At 54.1% G+C, this 21,077-nt stretch carries 20 protein-coding genes and 1 pseudogene; 8 read left to right on the forward strand and 13 right to left on the reverse strand.

What is annotated here, in order from left to right; genetic code table 11:
* The first annotated feature begins 294 nt into the window (after positions 1–294).
* A complete protein-coding gene (mntP, locus tag FU672_RS01955; RefSeq protein WP_032642447.1) occupies positions 295–861 on the forward strand; it encodes a manganese efflux pump MntP in 567 nt (188 codons plus the stop codon).
* Here the strand turns inward: mntP and rlmA are convergent.
* The 7 genes and pseudogenes from rlmA to mgrB form a co-directional block, all read right to left on the reverse strand.
* The gene (rlmA, locus tag FU672_RS01960) at positions 858–1,673 is read right to left on the reverse strand and encodes a 23S rRNA (guanine(745)-N(1))-methyltransferase (RefSeq protein WP_148241939.1); all 816 of its coding nucleotides are present in this window, start codon (positions 1,671–1,673) and stop codon (positions 858–860) included. The two genes, mntP and rlmA, sit on opposite strands and share 4 nt — an antisense overlap.
* 65 nt (positions 1,674–1,738) lie before the next feature.
* Entirely contained in the window at positions 1,739–3,457 is a 1,719-nt protein-coding gene (gene ftsI2, locus FU672_RS01965; RefSeq protein WP_148241940.1) for a peptidoglycan DD-transpeptidase FtsI2/PBP3(PARA), read from the reverse strand.
* Positions 3,458–3,676: 219 nt separating this feature from the next.
* Positions 3,677–3,886, reverse strand: coding sequence for a transcription antiterminator/RNA stability regulator CspE (gene cspE, locus FU672_RS01970; protein WP_001062678.1), 210 nt, complete (start codon positions 3,884–3,886; stop codon positions 3,677–3,679).
* 13 nt (positions 3,887–3,899) lie between these two features.
* Positions 3,900–4,044: pseudogene (locus FU672_RS01975) on the reverse strand (DUF2627 domain-containing protein).
* Between the two features lie 525 nt (positions 4,045–4,569).
* Complete coding sequence (locus tag FU672_RS01980; RefSeq protein ID WP_148241941.1) at positions 4,570–5,559, reverse strand: MBL fold metallo-hydrolase; 990 nt, start codon at positions 5,557–5,559, stop codon at positions 4,570–4,572.
* A 23-nt stretch (positions 5,560–5,582) separates the two neighbouring features.
* Entirely contained in the window at positions 5,583–5,873 is a 291-nt protein-coding gene (locus FU672_RS01985) for a YebO family protein (RefSeq protein WP_148241942.1), read from the reverse strand.
* Positions 5,874–5,947: 74 nt separating this feature from the next.
* The gene (gene mgrB, locus FU672_RS01990) at positions 5,948–6,091 is read right to left on the reverse strand and encodes a PhoP/PhoQ regulatory lipoprotein MgrB (protein WP_006175995.1); all 144 of its coding nucleotides are present in this window, start codon (positions 6,089–6,091) and stop codon (positions 5,948–5,950) included.
* Between the two features lie 160 nt (positions 6,092–6,251).
* Here mgrB and FU672_RS01995 point away from each other — a divergent pair, with 160 nt between their 5' ends.
* Positions 6,252–6,491 carry a YobH family protein gene (locus FU672_RS01995; protein WP_148242123.1) on the forward strand — a complete coding sequence of 80 codons (240 nt, stop codon included), beginning with the start codon at positions 6,252–6,254 and terminating at the stop codon, positions 6,489–6,491.
* A 66-nt stretch (positions 6,492–6,557) separates the two neighbouring features.
* On the opposite strand, the gene kdgR is transcribed toward FU672_RS01995, so the two are convergent.
* The gene (gene kdgR, locus FU672_RS02000; protein ID WP_148241943.1) at positions 6,558–7,349 is read right to left on the reverse strand and encodes a DNA-binding transcriptional regulator KdgR; all 792 of its coding nucleotides are present in this window, start codon (positions 7,347–7,349) and stop codon (positions 6,558–6,560) included.
* 179 nt (positions 7,350–7,528) lie between these two features.
* On the opposite strand from kdgR, the gene FU672_RS02005 reads away from it, so the two are divergent.
* Positions 7,529–8,902 carry an MFS transporter gene (locus tag FU672_RS02005; RefSeq protein WP_148241944.1) on the forward strand — a complete coding sequence of 458 codons (1,374 nt, stop codon included), beginning with the start codon at positions 7,529–7,531 and terminating at the stop codon, positions 8,900–8,902.
* A gap of 50 nt (positions 8,903–8,952) precedes the next feature.
* Here FU672_RS02005 and htpX read toward each other — a convergent pair whose 3' ends face one another.
* The 4 genes from htpX to msrC form a co-directional block, all read right to left on the reverse strand.
* Complete coding sequence (htpX, locus tag FU672_RS02010; protein ID WP_014884290.1) at positions 8,953–9,834, reverse strand: protease HtpX; 882 nt, start codon at positions 9,832–9,834, stop codon at positions 8,953–8,955.
* A 193-nt stretch (positions 9,835–10,027) separates the two neighbouring features.
* Positions 10,028–12,076, reverse strand: a complete 2,049-nt coding sequence (prc, locus tag FU672_RS02015) for a carboxy terminal-processing peptidase (protein ID WP_063143722.1) — start codon at positions 12,074–12,076, stop codon at positions 10,028–10,030.
* Positions 12,077–12,095: 19 nt separating this feature from the next.
* Positions 12,096–12,782 (reverse strand): RNA chaperone ProQ, encoded by a 687-nt coding sequence (proQ, locus tag FU672_RS02020; RefSeq protein WP_023336085.1) that lies wholly within the window; start codon positions 12,780–12,782, stop codon positions 12,096–12,098.
* A 96-nt stretch (positions 12,783–12,878) separates the two neighbouring features.
* Positions 12,879–13,376: a free L-methionine (R)-S-oxide reductase MsrC gene (gene msrC / locus FU672_RS02025; RefSeq protein ID WP_148241945.1), complete on the reverse strand. Its 498-nt coding sequence runs from the start codon at positions 13,374–13,376 to the stop codon at positions 12,879–12,881.
* A gap of 132 nt (positions 13,377–13,508) precedes the next feature.
* On the opposite strand from msrC, the gene yebS reads away from it, so the two are divergent.
* The 4 genes from yebS to FU672_RS02045 all read left to right on the forward strand — a co-directional run bounded on the left by yebS (position 13,509) and on the right by FU672_RS02045 (position 19,260).
* The gene (gene yebS / locus FU672_RS02030) at positions 13,509–14,792 is read left to right on the forward strand and encodes a membrane integrity lipid transport subunit YebS (RefSeq protein ID WP_148241946.1); all 1,284 of its coding nucleotides are present in this window, start codon (positions 13,509–13,511) and stop codon (positions 14,790–14,792) included.
* Entirely contained in the window at positions 14,761–17,394 is a 2,634-nt protein-coding gene (locus tag FU672_RS02035) for a PqiB family protein (RefSeq protein ID WP_148241947.1), read from the forward strand. Before yebS ends, FU672_RS02035 begins: the two co-directional genes overlap by 32 nt.
* Before the next feature lie 77 nt (positions 17,395–17,471).
* Positions 17,472–18,914, forward strand: a complete 1,443-nt coding sequence (gene rsmF, locus FU672_RS02040) for a 16S rRNA (cytosine(1407)-C(5))-methyltransferase RsmF (protein ID WP_148241948.1) — start codon at positions 17,472–17,474, stop codon at positions 18,912–18,914.
* 106 nt (positions 18,915–19,020) lie between these two features.
* A complete protein-coding gene (locus FU672_RS02045) occupies positions 19,021–19,260 on the forward strand; it encodes a YebV family protein (protein ID WP_008500472.1) in 240 nt (79 codons plus the stop codon).
* 34 nt (positions 19,261–19,294) lie between these two features.
* Here the strand turns inward: FU672_RS02045 and pphA are convergent, their stop codons facing one another.
* A complete protein-coding gene (gene pphA / locus FU672_RS02050; protein ID WP_148241949.1) occupies positions 19,295–19,939 on the reverse strand; it encodes a protein-serine/threonine phosphatase in 645 nt (214 codons plus the stop codon).
* A gap of 167 nt (positions 19,940–20,106) precedes the next feature.
* On the opposite strand from pphA, the gene FU672_RS02055 reads away from it, so the two are divergent.
* A complete protein-coding gene (locus FU672_RS02055; protein ID WP_148241950.1) occupies positions 20,107–21,048 on the forward strand; it encodes a VirK/YbjX family protein in 942 nt (313 codons plus the stop codon).
* The last annotated feature ends 29 nt before the right edge of the window (positions 21,049–21,077 follow it).

Raw genomic sequence — 21,077 nt, forward strand, 5'->3', positions numbered from 1 at the left:
TTCACGCTTAAAGACAAATGAAAATCGTTATCACTAAGCATTTTAAATAATGCCTCTTCATTGTTGTTTTATATTCTCAAAATATGTTAAGGTTGCGCCCGTCGTTGGGGAGTAGCCGATTTCCTGTTCGCAGGAAATGTACGTGTCAACATACTCGTTGAAAAACGTGGCGCGTACGGATCGCTGACAGCACATCTTATGTGCGGCGCGATCAGGCGAGACCATAGATACATCAACTGCTGTTTACTGGGGGCAGTGATGTGTCATATGGATATCCCCGGTCTGGACGCTGTTATGAATATCTCCGCTACGATCCTCCTCGCTTTTGGCATGTCCATGGATGCATTTGCTGCTTCCATCGGAAAAGGCGCCACGCTCCACAAACCTAAATTCTCAGAAGCCCTGCGTACCGGCCTTATTTTTGGTGCTATCGAAACGCTGACGCCGCTTATCGGCTGGGGCCTTGGCATGCTCGCCAGCCAGTTCGTGCTGGAGTGGAACCACTGGATTGCGTTCGTTCTGCTGGTATTTCTCGGTGGCCGAATGGTGATTGAAGGTTTTCGCGGCGGTGATGAAGAAGACGAGGAGCCTCAGCACCGCCACGGATTCTGGCTGCTGGTCACCACGGCAATTGCCACCAGCCTTGATGCGATGGCCGTCGGTGTCGGTCTGGCATTCCTGCAGGTCAATATTATCGCCACCGCGCTGGCCATCGGCTGCGCAACGCTGATCATGTCCACGCTGGGCATGATGGTCGGACGGTTTATCGGCCCGCTGCTGGGTAAACGCGCCGAGATCCTGGGGGGAATTGTGTTGATTGGCATTGGTGCCCAAATCCTCTGGGCACACTTCGCCGGTTAATCTTCGCGCTGCCAGACGTGGATACTGAAATCTGTCTGGCAGCAAAATGTTGAGCGTGCAGCTAACGCTTCCCACACTTCCGGTTTTGCCCGCCACGCGAACGGCGTCATCTGCAGCAACGCGGTGGCCTCTTCCCCTTTCAGCGTCATTTCATACGCCACGGTTTGCTCATGCTTTAGGGTAAAACCGGCCAGCTGTTCAGAATGAGGAGCATGCAGACGCACTTCGTCGTAGATCAGCCCTTTCAGCTCCATCAGATGACGCGGGCCCGGCGTCACGGTGACCACCCATCCGCCCGGTTTCACCACGCGAGCCAGCTCTTCCGCCTTGCAGGGCGCGTAAATGCGGATAACAGCATCCATGCTGGCATCGTCAAACGGCAGCCGGTGGCTGGATGCCACGCAGAACGTCACGTCCGCGTAACGCTTTGCCGCCGCGCGAATAGCCACTTTCGACACGTCCAGACCGAATGTCAACGCGCCCTTCTCACGGGCAATCTCAGCAAACCGTGCGGTGTAGTACCCTTCCCCGCAGCCGATATCGAGCATGGCGGTTGATGCACCCGGCAGAATGTCATTCAGCCTCTGCGCGACCGTCTCCCGCAGCGGCAGATAGTGTCCGGCATCAAGAAACGCGCGGCGCGCCTGCATCATCTCTGCACTGTCGCCTGGATCGCGGGAGCGCTTATGCTGCACCGGCAGAAGATTCACGTAGCCTTCTTTTGCCATATCAAACTGATGCCCCTGCGGACAGGTATAACTTTTATCTGAGTGCGTCAGGGGGGCGTGGCAAAGGGGACAACTGAAGGACATGGTGACTCCGGAGCATAATCAAAGGGCGAAGTGTACCGCTATTCGCCCTGGTTATAAACGCCCGGTTAACGCATAACGATGAGGTGATCGGAACCCGCCGGTAACCCGTCAGGTTTCACATTCTCCAGACGCAGCACGTTACCCATAATCTCACTGAAGACAGGCGCGGAGACGGCACCGCCGTAGTAGGCCCCATTTTGCGGATCGTTAATGACCACCACCAGGGCAAAGCGCGGATCGCTGGCAGGCGCAACGCCGGCAGTATAGGCAACGTATTTATCGACGTACTTCCCGCTGTCGTCAATTTTCTTCGCCGTACCGGTTTTTACCGCCACCCGGTAATCGCGAACGGCGGCCTTAACCCCGCCGCCGCCGGGCAGCGCAACGCTCTCCATCATGTGCTCCACCTCGTGCGCAATCTCTTCCGACATGACGCGGTGCCCGATAACAGGTGGATCGATACGCGTAATTGAGAGAGGTCGCTCAAGCCCGAAACCGCCAATCGTGGCGTAGACGTGCGCCAGCTGGAGCGGCGTCACCATCAGTCCGTAACCGAAGGCAAAGGTCGCGCGGTCGAGCTGGCTCCAGTATTTACGCTGGGGCAACAGCCCCGCGCTCTCACCCGTTAAGCCAAGCCCCGTATTCGTGCCAAACCCAAAGTTTCGATAGGTATCAATAAGATGCTGGACAGGCATTGCCAGGGACAGTCGGGAAACGCCGGTGTCGCTCGATTTTTGCAGGATCCCGGTCATGGTCAGTTCAGGATAATAGCCCACATCGCGGATACGATGCCCGTCGAGGATATACGGGTGAGTGTCAATCACGCTGTCCGGCTGGACCAGCCCCTGCTGCAGGGCCGTCATCAGCACCAGCGGTTTGACCGTCGAACCGGGTTCGAACGTATCGCTGATCGCACGGTTGCGAAAATCGTTTATCGTCGCGCCTTCCCGGTTATTGGGGTTGAAATCCGGGTAGCTCGCCATGGCGAGAATTTCCCCGGTTGGGATATTAATTAACACCGATGCCCCAGACTCGGCCTTGTTCCAGGCCACGGCATTATCGAGTGCATCTTCAGTGATGGTTTGCAGTCGCTCGTCGATACTTAACTGGATGTTATGCGCCGGTGCTGGTGCCACTTCCGTCAGGTTTTCAACCACGCGTCCGTAGCGGTCTTCCCTTACCTGTCGCACACCCGCCTTGCCGGTGAGCTGCGCGTTGAAGCTCTTTTCCACGCCTTCAATGCCCTGCCCGTCAATATTGGTGAAGCCAATCAGGTTCGCTGCCACATGGCCCGCAGGATAAAAACGGCGGGATTCATCGCGTAAATTGATGCCGGGCAGATTCAGTTTATCGATCCACTTTGCCTGTACAGGATCGACCTGACGGGCAAGATAAATAAAACGCCCCTGCGGGTTGGCGTTGATTCGCGCCGAGAGTGTGCCCAGGGAGAGATGCAGCGCATTTGCCAACGCCTGCCAGCGTTCGTCAACCCCGACGCCCCCTTTTGCCAGCACAGTTTTAGGATCGGCCCAAACGGCCCGGACAGGTACGCTCACCGCCAGGGGGCGACCTTCGCGATCCATTATCATGCCGCGCGGCGCATCAATCGCCAGTTGACGGAGGGAGCGCATATCTTCCTGCTTCACCAGATTGTCAGGCTTGATGATTTGCAGCCAGGCAACGCGGCCCAGCAAAAAAGCCAGACTACAAAAAATAGCTAAACAGAGCAGCACAAAACGCGCCGGCGTGAAATTTCCGGCAGTCGTTATCGATTTCTTCTTCACCTGAACCCCAGGACTGTTAAACAACGCCCTGATTTAACGAGAAAAGATGGGCTTAGGGTGGGGAAACAGTGCTACTAACCTCGCAGCTTTGCAACAAGTTACTAACAAGGCCACAGATGGTAATATTTTGAAAGATAAAGGGCATAAAAAAGCCCCGCGTTATGCGAGGCTTTATGTCTGAGATTGAAGTGCTAAGCGCTTCAGTCAGCAGTGGTTCGATCAGATAGCAGTTACGTTAACTGCAGCTGGGCCTTTCTGGCCGTCCTGAATTTCGAACTCAACGTTCTGGCCTTCAGCCAGAGTTTTGAAGCCGTTACCCTGGATTGCAGAGAAGTGTACGAACACGTCTTTGCTGCCGTCAGCAGGAGTAATGAAACCAAAACCTTTAGACTCGTTGAACCACTTAACTTGACCTTTAATCTTTGCCATTTTGCAAAATTCCTTAGAGTGTTTTCTTAGCCCGCAGGCATTAACTGAGATAAAACTGAGACATTACTGCATGAGGCACTAATATAAGGTTCGGCAGAGAAGCGGTATTCAACGACAACGTGTTTACTCAGGACTTCTTTACTGAAAATGCCACACATAAACAGAACTGTACCTCGTTTGACCCAAAACGTGTTATCACACACTATGTTTAATATGGCAAGCCATTTTTAAACATGTCTCGATCCGCCGCACAAATTCGAACAGTGCCTGTCAGGTTTTGCACAATTATGCGCATCACGTACAGACAGCTCTGCTGCGTAACAAAGACCCAGCATTGCTTTCACAACCGCTGTAATCTAAGACTTTTTTAACATAGCTCAATCATAACGAAGCGTCCAGCAACCGGGAAAAGAAATCTTACGTCTTGATTGAGTTAGAACAATTTGTGAAAACTTATGCTTAAATCATTGTAACGCGACCAAATTGTTTCAGAGAAAAAACACCGTTAATAACCCACACCCAGTTGTATTAAAATGCACCAGTTAATAAACCGTGTTATGCACCAAAATAATGAAATTTTTATGACTCTGCATCAAAAGAAGGCAAGCAAAACGTTTCGATATAAATAAAACATTTCTGCGCGCGTTTACATACAGAATATATGCAACAATTAATCGCTTCGTTTATAAGGATAAATATTCACCAATTTTCAATATCCTGAAAGAATGATTAACTGGTGCTAAATTATCTAGCGCGTCAGTTAACTCCCGCACAGGTTCATCCAGGGCTTCATCTGCCAGTTCAAACACGCCCCAGTGAATGGGAAACGCCAGAGGACAACCCATCTGCTGCCACAATGCCACCGCTGATTGCGGATCCATATGATGGACAGCCATAAACCATCGTGGGGCATAGGCACCAATCGGTAACGCGGCAGCATCTATATGGCCCAGGCGTTCTGGTATCAACAGCAGCTCAGGCGAATACCCCGTATCACCGCTGAACCAGAAACGATGATGTCGACCTTCCATAACCCAGCCGCACCATAATGAGCGATTGCGGTTCCATGGCGTGCGCATACTCCAGTGCTGTGCCGGTACAGCGGTCAGCGTGATCCCCTGCCAGGTGAAACTCTGCCACCAGTCGAGCTCAACCACGCGTTTTGCTCCCCGACGTCGAAACCAGTCGGCCAGGCCCAGCGGAACAAAAAAACTGATGTCGGGAAAGCGTTTGAGGATACGGCGAATGGTCGCGTCATCAAGATGATCGTAATGATTGTGCGAGATGACGACCGCATCAAGCTGATGAAGTTGATCGACTGACAGCACGGGAGGCGTTTTACGCTGTGGTCCCAGGAAAGGGAGCGGAGAAGCGCGCCGTGAAAAAACCGGATCGGTAAGGAGGATATTGCCGTCCAGCTGCAGCAACACACTCGCGTGTCCGAGCCACCACACCCCATCTTCATGAGGTTGCGTAAGCTCAACCGGTTGCCACCACTGGCGGATAAAGTCTTCATAACCCAACGCGGGTGGCTTCGGTAAACCGGCCTCTTTACGCGCTTTACGCCAACGGTCAAGGTCGCCGGGTTGATGTCCGACAGAATCGGTATTACGAAAACCGTTCGGAGTGTGATGTTTCAGGGAGGGGTCATACCAGGGATTTTTCCAGACCACAGCCACCTCCCAGCATAAAAAGATTAACGCTCAGCCACCAGGCGGATAAAGTCGTCTTCGTCTTTGGTATCTTCAGCGACCGCGTCTCTCGGCGCGTCTTTCTCTTCCGGTTCGTTAGCCTCACACAGACGGCGTAGCAGCGCAGTCTGACGTTTTTGCTGATCGAGCAGCGCTTCCAGCAGTTCAATCTGCTCGCTAGTACGCGAACTGGCACGGTTCACGAAAAACCAAATGACCAGCCCCACAAGCAGAACAACCAAAGAAATCACCAGGGATGCCATATTCAGCAGCCCTGAATTCAGTAACTCACCCATTTCACCACCTCAATAAAAACGTCTATTTTACCACTGGCGCGAAGGAAGGAAATCACCTTGAGAAAAAATGCGTGTTACCACGGAATAAACTTATTGATTGCGCAAACGCCGCTAAAAAACTGTACATCCTGATCGCACATCACATTGATCGTCTGCGTCCATAACACCACGCACGCTATCAGCACGATAATCAGAATTACCCAGCGTATTTTTTTCACTCCACACTCCGTCTAAAAACCTGATGTAACGAGATTATCACGCTTATCTTAAACAAGGACTAACTGCGCCGCCATCGCGTTTTTTTCAGAATTCTGCACTTGTTTCATCGCGTAAACCGTTTACGCTAGCATTATGATAACAACGATAAAAGAGGTAATGATGCGCTTAATCATTCGAACAATTATTGCACTGGCCATTGTCTGGATTGGCCTCCTGCTAACGGGTTATGGCGTGCTTGTGGGAAGCACCGAGAACGCAGCTGGGTTAGGGATTCAATGTAAATATTTAACAGCACAGGGCGTGAGCACTGCGCAATATCTGCATACTGACAGCGGGATCGTTGGCTTAACCCACTGTCCGGTCCTGCGTAAGACTTCCGTCGTGATTGATAATGGCTAATCAGCTGGGTAAATGACTGACAAAAAACGCCGCAACAGATGCGGCGTTTTTTTATGCGAGCAGAGATTAGAACGGGTAGTCGTGATAACCCATCTGTTCAGAAATCTTACGTGCGGCAGTGTGCAGAATAGCCACATACTCATGCAGACGCTCTTCGGAGAAGCGTAAGGTTGGGAAGGAGATACTTAAGCCCGCGATCACCACGCCAAAACGGTCAAACACCGGAACGCCGATGCAGCGCAGCCCCTCTTCCTGCTCCTCGTTATCTTCGCCATACCCCTGCTCGCGTACGTGGTCGAGCACCGTTAACAGCGCGTCCGTGCTGGTAATGGTTCGTGAGGTACTTTGCTTGTATTCCACGCCTTCGAGGATCTGCTTCACTTCCTCACGATCGCGCCACGCCAGCAGAACCTTACCAATCGCGGTACTGTAGAGCGGGTTGCGACGACCAATGCGCGAATACATGCGCAGATTGTACATGGAGTCGATTTTATGGATGTAAACAATGCTGTCTTCATCCAGCGCGCCGAGATGGATGGTCTCTTTGGTCAGGCGAGAGATTTCACGCATCTGAATATCGGCGCTGCGGATCAGGTCAACATTTTGTAGCGCACGGGCACCCAGCTCAAACAGCTTCAGCGTCAGAGAGTATTTTTCAGATTCGCCTTCCTGGGCAACGTAGCCCAGCGACTTCATGGTTTGCAAAAAGCGATATACGGTGCTTTTCGACATCATCACGCGCTGCGACAACTCTGTAATACCTATTTCACGCTCTTCTCCCAGCGCCTGTAAGATGCCAAACACCTTCAGCACGGAAGAAACAGAATCTGGCTGTTTATCCAAATCCGCAATAGCCATTTACCACCTCATAGAGAGTGTTTTATAAAAATCAGAACCGGTTTTTATTATAAGTTCCCGTCATGTCACCTGCAATCAATCCTCGTTTGCTTCGTTACAAATCTGCGACATATCACGGCTGTAACAATGCTAAAATAGTTACCCTGAGAATAATTTCACGCTGAGCTTTTTTAATCCTAATGGAAAAGACCCTTTCCGATGGCCTGCCTTTACCCCAGCGGTATGGCGCTATAGTAACCATCATTATCGGTATCTCGATGGCCGTCCTGGACGGCGCAATAGCGAACGTTGCCCTGCCAACCATCGCCAGCGACCTGCATGCCTCTCCCGCTAGTTCGATATGGATTGTTAACGCCTATCAGATTGCGATTGTGGTTTCCCTGCTCTCGTTCTCTTTCCTGGGCGATATGTTCGGTTACCGTCGGGTGTATCAATGCGGTCTGGTGGTTTTCACCATCACGTCCTTGTTATGCGCCCTGTCAGATTCACTGCATACCCTGACGCTTGCCCGCATTGCGCAGGGTTTTGGCGGCGCGGCGCTCATGAGCGTAAACACCGCGTTGATCCGCTTAATTTATCCGCAGCGTCATCTGGGGCGCGGCATGGGGATAAACTCGTTTATTGTCGCCGTCTCTTCCGCCGCCGGGCCAACCATTGCGGCGGCGATCCTATCCGTTGCGTCATGGCAATGGCTGTTCGCCATTAACGTGCCGCTGGGTATCGTCGCTATATTCTTTGCCCTGCGCTTTCTTCCCGCTAACGGTCCCAAAAGCACCATGCCGCGCTTCGATGTGGCAAGTGCGGTGATGAATGCCCTGACCTTTGGCCTGCTGATTACGGCGCTGAGCGGCTTTGCGCAGGGACAGTCTCTGATGCTTACCGCCGCGGAGCTCATCGCCCTGCTGGCAATCGGCTTCTTCTTTGTTCGCCGCCAGCTCACCCTCCCTGTGCCTTTACTGCCCGTTGATCTGCTGCGTATTCCCCTCTTTTCCCTCTCCATTTGCACGTCTGTCTGCTCGTTCTGCGCCCAGATGCTGGCTCTGGTTTCTCTCCCCTTCTTTCTGCAGGGCGTGGTAGGATGCTCAGAAGTGGAGACCGGCCTGCTGTTAACCCCCTGGCCGCTGGCGACAATGGTGATGGCGCCGCTGGCAGGTTACTTAATTGAACGCGTCCATGCTGGTTTATTGGGAGCGTTGGGGCTGGCGGTGATGGCGACAGGTCTTTTCGCGCTGGCTCTGCTACCGTCATCGCCAACCGATCTGGACATCATCTGGCGCATGATCCTGTGCGGTGCGGGGTTTGGTCTGTTCCAGTCTCCTAACAACCACACCATTATCACCTCCGCGCCGCGTCATCGCAGCGGAGGCGCCAGCGGCATGCTGGGGACCGCGCGCCTGCTGGGACAAAGCAGCGGTGCGGCGCTGGTCGCCCTGATGTTTAATCTTGCCGGACAAAACGGCAACCATGTTGCGCTTCTCACTGCGGGTGCGCTCGCCTCCCTCGCGGCGGTCGTCAGCGGCCTGCGGGTGACCCAGCCCAGAGTTCAGGCGTAAAAAAAGCCGGGCGGAGTGTTCTCCTGCCCGGCTTACTGTGGTGCTTTACGTTACTTCAGGTATTCCCCACTGCGCAGCGCTTCAATACGTTTATCCAGCGGCGGGTGAGACATAAACAGCTCGCTCAGCGATTTGGATTTACCGTTAATGCAGAAAGCCATCATGCTGTTCGCTTCCTGCGGCTCGTAGCTGGTTTTCAGACGCTGCAGCGCGGCAATCATCTTCTCACGACCAACCAGTTTCGCCGAGCCGGCATCCGCGTGGAATTCACGGTGGCGGGAGAACCACATGGTGATGATGCTGGCCAGAATACCGAATACCAGTTCCAGAACCATCGAAACGGCAAAGTAGATCAGCGGGTTGCCGTTGCTCTCTTCGCCTTCGTCGCGGTTGCCGCCCATAAAGCCTGCCGCAATCTGCGCCAGAATACGGGAGATGAAGATCACGAAGGTGTTCACCACGCCCTGAATCAGGGTCATGGTCACCATGTCACCGTTTGCGATATGGCTGATTTCGTGGGCGATAACCGCTTCGGCTTCGTCACGGCTCATGTTCTGCAGTAAACCGGTGCTGACGGCAACCAGTGACGCATCGCGACGAGCGCCCGTGGCGAAAGCGTTGATGTCCGGGGCATGGTAAATCGCCACCTGCGGCATGGCGATCCCGGCCTGACGGGATTGCTGAGCCACCGTATTCATCAGCCACTGTTCCATATCGTTACGTGGCTGTTCAATAACCTCACCGCCCACCGATTTCAGTGCCATCCACTTCGACATCAGCAGGGAGATGAACGAGCCACCAAAACCAAACAGCAGCGCCATAATCAACAGACCCTGAACGCTGCTCGACTGAATTCCTGTCAGGCTTAGCACGAGCCCGAAAACCACCATGACCGCCAGGTTGGTGAGCAGGAAGAGCGCGATTCGCATCATAATTTTCTTTTTACCTCAGTTTAACAAAACGCACTATGCGATTACCCACATCGTATGGGTATTGCGGCTATTTTCAAGCATCCGGCGGGCGTAAGTCACCAGAAAGACACAACTTTACACAATTGGAAATCTGGCTGACGGAAGGATGAAGAACAAAAAGAAACAGGCACAATTTCTTGTGCCTGTTGGGAGGTTATTTTGCCGGAGCGGGCTGTACGGCAGGTTTCTCTTTTTCCTGATTCGCCAGGTCGAGAGCGATATGCACCGTCTCGTCCAGATACGGATCCGGCTCCTGGTAATCTTTTGGCAGATCGTCCAGTTTCTTGAGCAGAGGCTTACCTTCACGCTTGAAGCGATCGTTGATACGCGCCAGGCGGGTTGCATCGTCTTCGTTGTTCTCTTTCTCACGCTGTGCGTAGTTCAGAGAAACGATATTCCGCTTATCTTTCAGGGCATTGAACCGTGCAATGTCCTTCATGATGTACTGGAATTCCGGATCTTTCGCGATGCGATCGTTATGCGCTTTCAGCAGTTCGGGGCCAAATTGCGTCATATCACCCGCTTTCACGTAGGTCGCGGCATTGATGCTGTCCCACGGCAAGGCGTTATCTTCAAACTTCTCACCGGTTTCCGTCTCTTCCGTGCCTGTTGGCATCATGATGTCCGGCGTTACGCCCTTACGCTGCGTACTGCCGCCGTTCACGCGGTAGAATTTCTGAATGGTGTACTGAACCGAGCCCAGTGCAGGCCATTCCGGGCGCAGCATTTGATCGTAAATACGATTCAGAGAGCGATACTGCTGAACGGTGCCTTTCCCGAAGGTTGGCTCACCGACGATCAGCGCGCGACCATAGTCCTGCATGGCAGCGGCAAAGATCTCAGACGCGGAAGCACTGAAGCGGTCAACCAGGACCACCAGCGGGCCTTTGTAGTAGACCACACCGTCGTTGTCGGCATCTTCACGCACTTTACCGTTGTTATCGCGCACCTGAACCACCGGGCCAGATGGAATGAACAGACCAGAGAGTGAAACCGCTTCCGTCAGCGCACCGCCGCCGTTACTGCGCAGGTCGATGATAATGCTGCTAACGTTCTGCTTTTCAAGCTTCTGCAGCTGAACTTTCACATCGTCAGTCAGCCCTACATAGAAGCCAGGAATATCCAGGACACCGACCTTCTCTTTACCCACGGTTTTCACCGACATTTTCACCGCGCGGTCTTCCAGACGGATACGCTCGCGGGTCAGGGTAACGATGCGGGTTTTGGTGCCTTTTCCGGCTGGCAGAACTTCCAGACGAACCTTGCTGCCTTTCGGACCTTTGATCAGCGCAACCACGTCATCGAGACGCCAGCCGATCACATCGACCATGTTCTGGCCGGTTTGTCCTACACCCACAATTCGATCGCCTACGCTAATCGCTTTGCTTTTGGATGCCGGACCACCCGCGACCATCGAATTGATCACCGTGTAATCATCGTCCATCTGCAGCACCGCGCCGATACCTTCCAGAGACAGGCTCATCTCGGTATTGAACTGTTCGGTGTTGCGTGGTGAGAGATAGTTGGTGTGCGGGTCGATTTCGTGAGCGAAGGCCGTCATGGCGAGCGAGAAGACATCCTCACTGTTGGTCTGCGCCAGACGACGAATGGCAAATTTGTAACGACGCGTCAGCGTGTCACGGATCTCTTTTTCGTCTTTGCCGGTCAGCTTAAGGCTCAGTTCGTCGTATTTAACTTTACCGTCCCACAGCGCATTCAACTCGGCTTCATCTTTCGGCCAGGGTGCTTTACTGCGATCCAGATTAAAGGTGTCAGTACCGGTGAAGTCCATCGGACGTTCCAGCACTTTCAGCGCGTACTGATAGCGTTCAAAGCGGCGCTTTTGCGACAGGTTGTAGAGATCGTAGAACAGATCCAGCTTGCCTGAACGCAACTCGTCCCCCACCTCGGATTTACGCTTAGCGAACTGCTCGACATCGCTGGCGAGCAAAACGTTATGGCTGTAATCCAGCAAGTTCAGATAGCGGTCAAAGATTTTGGCCGAAAAGGCCTGATCGAGATCGAACTGACGATAGTGCGAGCGGGTAAAACGTGAGGTCACGCGCTCGCTCACCGTCGCGTGCTGCGTCTCTTCCTTGAGTACCGGAATTTGATCAACACGCGTAATATCGTCCACTGCAAAAGCGTGACCTGTTATGGCAAACAGGCCCGCCAGCGCGGTGAGCTTAAAAAAAGTGTTCATGCCAGGCTTGGCCTCCGTTTCAGAACAACAAGTGTTCTGCGCGTACAATCATTGACATACCAGAAGTCAGCTGTACACGAACGCCATCTTTGGTGATTTCCAGTACGGTGGCGTCCATAGCATTGTTACCCGCTTTTACCTTCAGCGCCTGACCTACGCTCAGGGCGTTAATGTCAGAAACCGGTGTATGGCGCGGCTCTTCACGAGGGGCACGCGGGGCTTTTGCTGCTGGTTTGTCTGCACGCGGTTTGCGATCGTTATTATCGTGACGGCGCGGCGCAGGGCGTGGTTTACGCTCACGACGAGGCGCTTCTTCCTGCCCGTTTGCCGCTGCGGCTTCGCGTTTTTTCGCCTGCTGTTCTGCACGTTGTGCCTGAACGCGTGCTTTGGCTTCTTCAAGCTGCTTGCGCGCGTGCTCAACGTGCTGCTCGTCCAGCTCACCACACGGGTTGCCGTCGAGATCCACGCGGGTCGCGCCAGCTTTGATACCGTACAGGTAGCGCCAGCTCGAAGTATAAAGACGTAAGGCGGAACGCAACTGAGTTTTGCTGAGGTTCATTTCCCCTTCAACACGTGCCACCAGATCCTGAAAAATACCGACTTTCAGGGGACGAGCTTCACCTTCCGCGCTGAAGCACTGCGGGAAACGCTCGGCCAGAAATGCGATAACTTCTTTACTGCTATTCAACTTAGGTTGATTTTCCATGAAATTTCCTGATTACAACGGACGTTGCCAACAAGCGCAGGCATGAACAGGCGTCATTATAATGACGCTATCAGTAAATGCTACGTTATCCGTTGATTATCCTGCGACGCTCGCAAAGAATTTTTGATAATTGGTTGCAGCGAGGACGTTTTCCAGATTCGCCACCAGCTCGCGCAGCCCCTGTTCGTCCTCGGTTGTAAAGCGACTGAAGACCGTACTGTCGATATCCAGAACGCCAATAATCTGATTTTTGACCACCAGCGGCAGAACGATTTCAGAATTACTGGCGGCATCACAGGCAATGTGTCCGTCAAACGCATGAACGTCTTCCACACGCTGGACTTGGTTCTCGGCCACCGCCGTGCCGCATACGCCACGCCCTACCGGAATACGCACGCAGGCCAGTTTGCCCTGGAACGGGCCAAGCACCAGCGTTTCACCTTCCAGGAGGTAAAAGCCGGCCCAGTTGACGTCAGTAAGACGTTCAAACAGCAATGCGCTAGTATTTGCCAGAGTGGCTAAGAAGCTGGTCTCACCCGCCATCAATGCCTTAAAATCGCGGTTAAGATCCGCGTAAAATTCTGTTTTGTTCATTATTCAATCACTTAGTAGTCTTACAAATTTACCGCATAGCCTATTAAAATAAGCATTAAATGCGCTCATGCTCAAGATGAATCAGTTCATGAGTTATTATGACTTTCAACAATACTTATTTGTGCGCAGCTGATGGCCTTAAAAACAACCAAAATTACGCCGACAAGAAAGATAACAGTCCATACGGTAAGCGAAGCTTTGCCACGTGCACATTATCAGCGTTGCCCCCAGTGCGATACGCTTTTTATGTTGCCGAAGATGAAATCGCACCAAAGTGCCTTTTGTCCGCGCTGCGACGCCAAAATTCGTGATGGTCGCGACTGGTCGCTAACCCGCCTCGCCGCCATGGCCGTCACCATGCTGCTGCTGATGCCCTTCGCCTGGAGCGAGCCGCTGCTCAAGCTCTACCTGCTTGGCGTACGCATTGACGCCAACGTGCTGCAGGGTATCTGGCAGATGACTCGTCAGGGCGATCCCATCACCGCTGCCATGGTGCTGTTCTGCACCGTTGGCGCACCGCTGGTGCTGGTCGCCGGCATTGCCTATCTTTGGTTTGGCAATATTCTCGGCATGAACCTTCGCCCGGTGCTGCTGATGCTGGATAAACTCAAAGAGTGGGTGATGCTGGATATTTATCTGGTGGGCGTGGGCGTGGCGTCAATAAAGGTACAGGACTACGCCTTTTTGCAGCCCGGCATCGGGCTCTTTGCTTTCATCTGCCTGGTATTGCTGAGCATCCTGACGCTGATCCACCTGAACGTTGAGCAGCTCTGGGAGCGATTTTACCCTCAGCGCCCCGCCACGCGTCCCGATGAAAATCTGCGCGTCTGTCTGGGATGCCACTATACCGGCTTGCCCGACGCGCGTGGACGCTGCCCGCGGTGTCACATTCCGTTGAGACTGCGGCGCAACAACAGCCTGCAAAAATGCTGGGCCGCGCTGCTAGCCTCCCTGGTGTTTCTGATCCCAGCCAATATGTTGCCGATTTCCATCATTTACGTGAATGGCGGGCGTCAGGAGGATACTATCCTCTCCGGGATTATCTCCCTTGCGCACAGCAACGTCGGAGTGGCAGCGATCGTCTTTATCGCCAGTATCCTGGTTCCCTTTACCAAAGTGGTGGTGATGTTTACCCTGCTCATCAGCATTCACTTTAAATGTGAACAAGGCTTACGGACCCGCATTCTGCTGCTGCGATTCGTCACCTGGATTGGCCGCTGGTCAATGTTAGATCTGTTCGTGATTTCGCTGATGATGTCGCTAATTAATCGCGACCAGTTACTTGCTTTTACAATGGGACCCGCGGCTTTTTATTTCGGCTCTGCGGTGATATTGACTATTCTTGCTGTGGAATGGCTGGATAGCCGCTTACTTTGGGATGCACATGAGTCAGGAAACCCCCGCTTCGCCGACTGAAGCGAGAATTAAAACAAAACGCCGCATTTCGCCATTCTGGTTGCTGCCCGTCATCGCTCTGATGATTGCAGGCTGGCTGATATGGACGAGCTATGAAGATCGCGGGAGTACCGTCACCATAGATTTCCAGACCGCCGACGGCATTGTCGCCGGGCGAACGCCTGTTCGCTTCCAGGGGGTTGAAGTGGGTACGGTTCAGGACATCTCCCTTGGAAAAGGGCTGAACAAGATTCAGGTGCGGGTCAGTATTAAATCTGACATGCAGGATGCCCTGCGCAGCGAAACGCAGTTCTGGCTAGTGACGCCAAAAGCCTCTCTGGCCGGCGTGTCCGGGCTGGATGCGCTCGTGGGCGGTAACTATATCGGCATGATGCCGGGTAAAGGAGAGCCGCAGGATCACTTTGTTGCCCTGGATACACAACCCAAGTACCGCCTCAATAACGGTGATTTAATGATCCATCTGCAGGCGCCGGATCTCGGTTCTCTGAACAGTGGCTCACTGGTCTATTTCCGCAAAATCCCGGTTGGCCGCGTGTACGATTACGCGATCAACCCGAATAAACAGGGCGTCACCATCGACGTGCTGATCGAGCGTCGCTTCACCAATCTGGTGAAAAAAGGCAGCCGCTTCTGGAACGTGTCCGGCGTGGATGCGGACCTCAGCCTGAGCGGTGCGAAAGTGAAGCTGGAGAGTCTGGCCGCGCTGGTGAATGGTGCCATTGCCTTTGATTCCCCGGAAAACTCAAGTCCTGCCACCGCTGATGACGCATTTGGATTGTACGCTGACCTGGCGCACAGTCAGCGCGGCGTGATAGTCAAACTCGCCCTGCCCGATGCTAAGGGGCTAAAAGCCGGTTCAACGCCGCTGATGTATCAGGGGTTGCAGGTTGGTCAGCTCACTAAAATGACGCTCAACCCGGGCGGCTCGGTCACCGGCGAAATGACTGTCGATCCGAGCGTGGTCGATCTCCTGCGCGAGAAAACGCGCATCGAAATGCGCAGTCCAAAGCTCTCTCTGAACGATGCCAGCCTCAGCACGCTGTTGACCGGAAATACATTTGAGCTCATCCCCGGTGAAGGTGAACCCAGCAATAGCTTCGTGATTGCCCCGGCGGATAAATCCCTGCTGCAAAAGCCGGGTGTGGTGACGGTCACGCTGAATGCGCCAGAAAGTTACGGTATCGAAGCCGGTCAGCCGTTAATTTTACACGGCGTACAGGTCGGTCAGGTGCTGGAGCGTAAGCTCTCCGCGGATGGCGTGACGTTCTCGGTCGCCATCGATCCACAATATAGCGACCTGGTGCATGGTGACAGCAAATTCGTGGTGAACAGTCGCGTCGACGTGAAGGTGGGTCTGGACGGCGTGGAGTTCCTCGGTGCCAGCGCCAGCGAATGGGTTAACGGCGGCATCCGTATTTTGCCTGGCGATAAAGGCCCCGTGCGCGACAGCTATCCGCTGTATGCCAACCTGGAGAAAGCGATTGAAAACAGCCTGAGCGATCTTCCTACCACCACGCTGACATTAAGTGCCGAGACGCTGCCGGACGTACAGGCGGGATCCGTGGTGCTTTATCGCAAGTTTGAAGTCGGGGAAGTGATCACCGTTCGCCCCCGTACGGACGCGTTCGATATCGAACTGCATATCAAGCCGGAGTATCGCAAGCTGCTGACGCCAAACAGCGTCTTCTGGGCCGAAGGCGGCGCGAAAGTCCAGCTTAACGGTAACGGGCTGACCGTGCAGGCCTCCCCGCTCTCACGCGCGCTGCGCGGGGCGATTAGCTTCGATAACCTCAGCGGCGCGGGCGCGAATCTGCGCAAAGGTGATAAGCGTATTCTCTTCCCGTCCGAAACCGCCGCACGTGCCGTGGGTGGACAGATTACCCTGCACGCGTTTGATGCCGGTAAGCTGGCGGAAGGCATGCCAATCCGCTATCTGGGCATCGATATCGGGCAGATCCAGAAGCTGACGCTAATTACCTCGCGCAACGAGGTGCAGGCCACCGCCGTGCTTTACCCGGAATATGTGCAGACCTTCACCCGCACGGGGTCGCGCTTCTCGGTGGTTACGCCGCAGATCTCGGCCGCGGGCGTTGAGCATCTCGACACCATTTTGCAGCCGTACATCAACGTTGAGCCAGGCCAGGGCAATGCCCGCCGTGATTTTGAGCTGCAGGAAGCCACGATCACCGACTCGCGCTACCTTGGCGGCCTGAGCATCGTGGTGGAAGTGCCGGAAGCGGGCTCGCTGAGCATCGGCACGCCGGTACTGTTCCGTGGCATTGAAGTGGGTACGGTCACGGGCCTGACGCTCGGTACGCTCTCCGACCGCGTGATGGTGGCGTTACGCATCAGCGAACGCTACCAGCACCTGGTACGTAATAACTCGGTATTCTGGCTGGCATCCGGCTATTCGCTGGACTTTGGCCTGACGGGAGGCGTGGTGAAAACCGGCACCTTCAACCAGTTCATCCGCGGCGGTATTGCGTTTGCCACGCCGCCGGGAACGCCGCTGGCGCCAAAAGCGCAGCCGGGTAAACACTTCCTGCTGCTCGAAAGCGAACCGAAAGAGTGGCGCGAATGGGGAACCGCCCTGCCGCATTAATCTGACAGGCTCCGGTGTCAACGCACCGGAGCCTTTATGTTACACTGCGCGCCTGAACTTTTCCCTGTGGTGTGCCCGTGGCTCAAAACTCCGTATTTCTTCCTGAACAATTCCTGGCGCAAATGCGCGAGGCGCTTCCTTCTCACCTGTCGTTAGACGAATTTATCGCCGCCTGCCAGCGTCCGTTACGCCGAAGTATTCGCGTCAACACGCTGAAAATCAGCGTCGATGATTTTCTGGCGCTGGTCTCCCCGTACGGCTGGCAGCTTACGCCGATACCGTGGTGTGCAGAGGGGTTCTGGATCGAACGCGATGACGAAGCCTCACTGCCGCTGGGCAGTACCGCTGAACATCTGAGCGGTCTGTTCTATATTCAGGAAGCGAGTTCAATGCTGCCGGTTGCTGCCCTGTTTGCAGATGGCAATGTGCCTGAACGCGTGATGGATGTTGCCGCGGCGCCCGGCTCGAAAACCACGCAAATTGCCGCCCGGATGGGTAACCACGGGGCGATCCTTGCCAACGAGTTTTCCGCCAGCCGCGTGAAGGTGTTGCATGCCAACATCAGCCGCTGCGGTATTCATAATGTTGCCCTGACGCACTTCGACGGACGCGTGTTTGGCGCCGCCCTACCGGAAGCCTTCGATGCCATTCTGCTGGACGCCCCCTGCTCCGGCGAAGGGGTGGTGCGAAAAGATCCCGATGCGTTAAAGAACTGGTCCGTGGAGAGCAACCTTGAGATCGCCGCCACGCAGCGAGAGCTGATCGAGAGCGCATTTCACGCTTTGCGCCCCGGCGGCACGCTGGTCTATTCAACGTGCACCTTAAACCGCGATGAAAACGAAGACGTCTGTCTGTGGCTGAAAGCGACCTACCCGGAGGCAGTCGAGTTCCTGCCGCTTCACGATCTGTTTGCCTCGGCGCAAGAGGCGGTAACCCCCGAGGGTTTCCTCCACGTGTTCCCGCAGATTTACGACTGCGAAGGGTTCTTTGTGGCGCGTCTGCGTAAAACGCAGGCGGTTGCTCCCCTGCCCGCACCTAAATTCAAGGTCGGCAACTTCCCGTTTTCCCCCCTTAAAGGTCGCGATGCAGCGCAGCTTGAAGCCGCGGCCAAAAAGGTTGGACTGGTCTGGGATGAGAGCCTGCACCTCTGGATGCGTGATAAAGAGATATGGCTGTTCCCGGCTCAGATCGCGCCGCTCATCGGAAAGGTCCGTTTTTCCCGAATCGGGATCCGCCTGGCGGAAGTGCATAATAAAGGGTATCGCTGGCAGCATGAGGCCGTTATCGCCCTTGCCGGACGCGAGAATACCTTTGCCCTGACGCATCAGGAAGCCGAAGAGTGGTACCGTGGTCGCGATGTCTATCCGGACAGCACGCCATCAGGCGATGAGGTGATAGTGACGTATCAGGGATACCCGCTGGGACTGGCAAAAAAGGTCGGCTCAAGGCTGAAAAACAGCTATCCGCGCGAGCTGGTTCGGGACGGCCGACTGTTTACCGGTAGCGATCGCACGGACTGAAAAAAAGCGCATTTTTTTACTGGCGATTTTGCTCTCCTTGTCTACGATCAAAAATGGGTGATCGCACTGGTCATACCAGATTTTGACAACCGACCCGGAGAGCACTATGACGAAAACCAGCGTGCGTATTGGCGCTTTTGAAATCGACGACGCAGAGCTGCGCGGCGAAGCACAAGGCGATCGAACGTTAAGTATTCCCTGCAAATCCGACCCGGATTTGTGCATGCAGCTCGATGCATGGGATGCAGACACCAGCGTCCCGGCAATACTTGATGGCGAACACTCTGTCCTTTACCGTGAGCATTACGATAGTAAAACCGATGCCTGGGTCATGCGTCTTGCCTGACCTAAAGAGAACCCGCCCGAAGGCGGGTTATTTATTACTGCAGCTGCGCCAGCGTAAAGTAACCGTCGAAAACAGCCCCCGTATCAATGTAGTGGAGATTATCAAAATCATACCTTCTGTCGAGGGGCGTATGTCCAAACCAGAAATGATCCGCGCCGCTGATGCCCTGCCCTTTGCCCACCATAAATCCCATCAACCTGTCACGGTTCCATAAGACGCGCTGGGCACTAACCGGTTTTTGCCAGCGGTATTCCGCAGCCGGATAATCAGCATGGGCAATCACATTCAGACCGTTCGCACAGGTAATCTCGATGATATGCGGTAAATTGCGACAGGCGTCGAGCAACGACAGCGCAAGCTGCTGCTGGTCGTGTTCAAGATGCGCAAACCACGTTCCGCCATTTATTGTCCAGAGAGAAAAATCGTTATTATCCAGACTGTCGAGCGCCATTTGCTCATGGTTACCCCGCACCGCACGAAACCATTTTTCATGAATTAACTGCAGGCATTTAACGCTATCAGGGCCACGATCGATCATATCCCCGACAGAAATAAGCAAATCCTCATACGGGTTAAAGTGACGGCGTTTAAGCTCATCCATAAGCCACTGGTAACAACCGTGTATATCGCTGACAACCCAGACGTGACGCCACATCCCACCTTCAATTCGCTGATACATAGGACCTCCTTTTAACAGTATAGCCGCCGCAGAATAGTCAACAGACAGGCGCGGTCCTCATGAAGTGAAACAAACGGTAAACCAAACAGAAATAAAGATCCTCGCGCTATTAATCCCTTTTTATTGGCTCTTTAGAATAAGGGTAGAAAAAAAAGAGGGGTCTTCACGTGTCTAATACGCACCTGCATAACGATGTTTTTTATCCGCATCGCACAAATATTATTTCCGAGCTGGTGAACGGCAAACGCGTGCCGGGGCCAATCTGGCGGAAACGCGAATATCGCCTGAAGTTCCTTTTACGCTCGCTTCTGTTCTGGTCTTCTACCCATCGCATGCTGGAAGCCCTTTCTGGTCGCGACGATTTCGACAGACTGCTTGCCTCGCAAATTACGTTGCCCAGCAAGACCCACCGGCAGTATCTGATGCGCGGCCTGACGGCTAACGATCGCGCCGACGCTATCGTCAACCATTATTACTGGATTGATAGCCTGAAAGAGAGCGGTCTCGCTCAGGCCCTGACCAGCCCGCAGGAGCAAACCGTTGCGCAGTTCCATGCCAAAGACGGTGTAACCTATATGGTCAATGCTTCCTCTGCGGGGAAAGCCGAGCGCGAAGGCGAAAGCACCTTGTGGCTACGCGACAACGAGGATACGCTGCTGGCCAGCCTTACCTTTAGCGTCGCACGCAGCAACGGTCAGCAAGTCATGGTCATCGGCGGGCTTCAGGGACCCCGGCGCAGCGTATCGCGAGACGTCATTAAACAGGCCACCCGCGCCTGCCACGGCTTGTTCCCCAAACGGGTGTTGATGGAAGTCCTTTTCCAGCTGGCTGCGCAGTCATCTGTCCGCGCTATTTTTGCCGTCAGCGATGAGGGACACGTTTTCCGCGCGTTGCGATATCGCCTGAGCAAAGGCCGCCATTTCCATGCCAGCTACGATGAATTTTGGGCATCTCTGGACGGTAAAAAGCTCTCAACCTTCTGCTGGCAACTGCCGCTACAGATGGAGCGTAAATCCCTGGAAGAGATTGCCAGTAAAAAACGTGCCGAATACCGCCGTCGCTTTGAGCTGCTCGATGAAATAGAGGCATCCGTTAAGTCCCACTTTTAAGCCTGGCTGGCGTTTTCGCTCACTGCATA

The sequence above is a fragment of the Enterobacter asburiae genome (assembly GCF_008080435.1).
GTDB classification, from domain to species: Bacteria; Pseudomonadota; Gammaproteobacteria; order Enterobacterales; family Enterobacteriaceae; genus Enterobacter; species Enterobacter asburiae_C.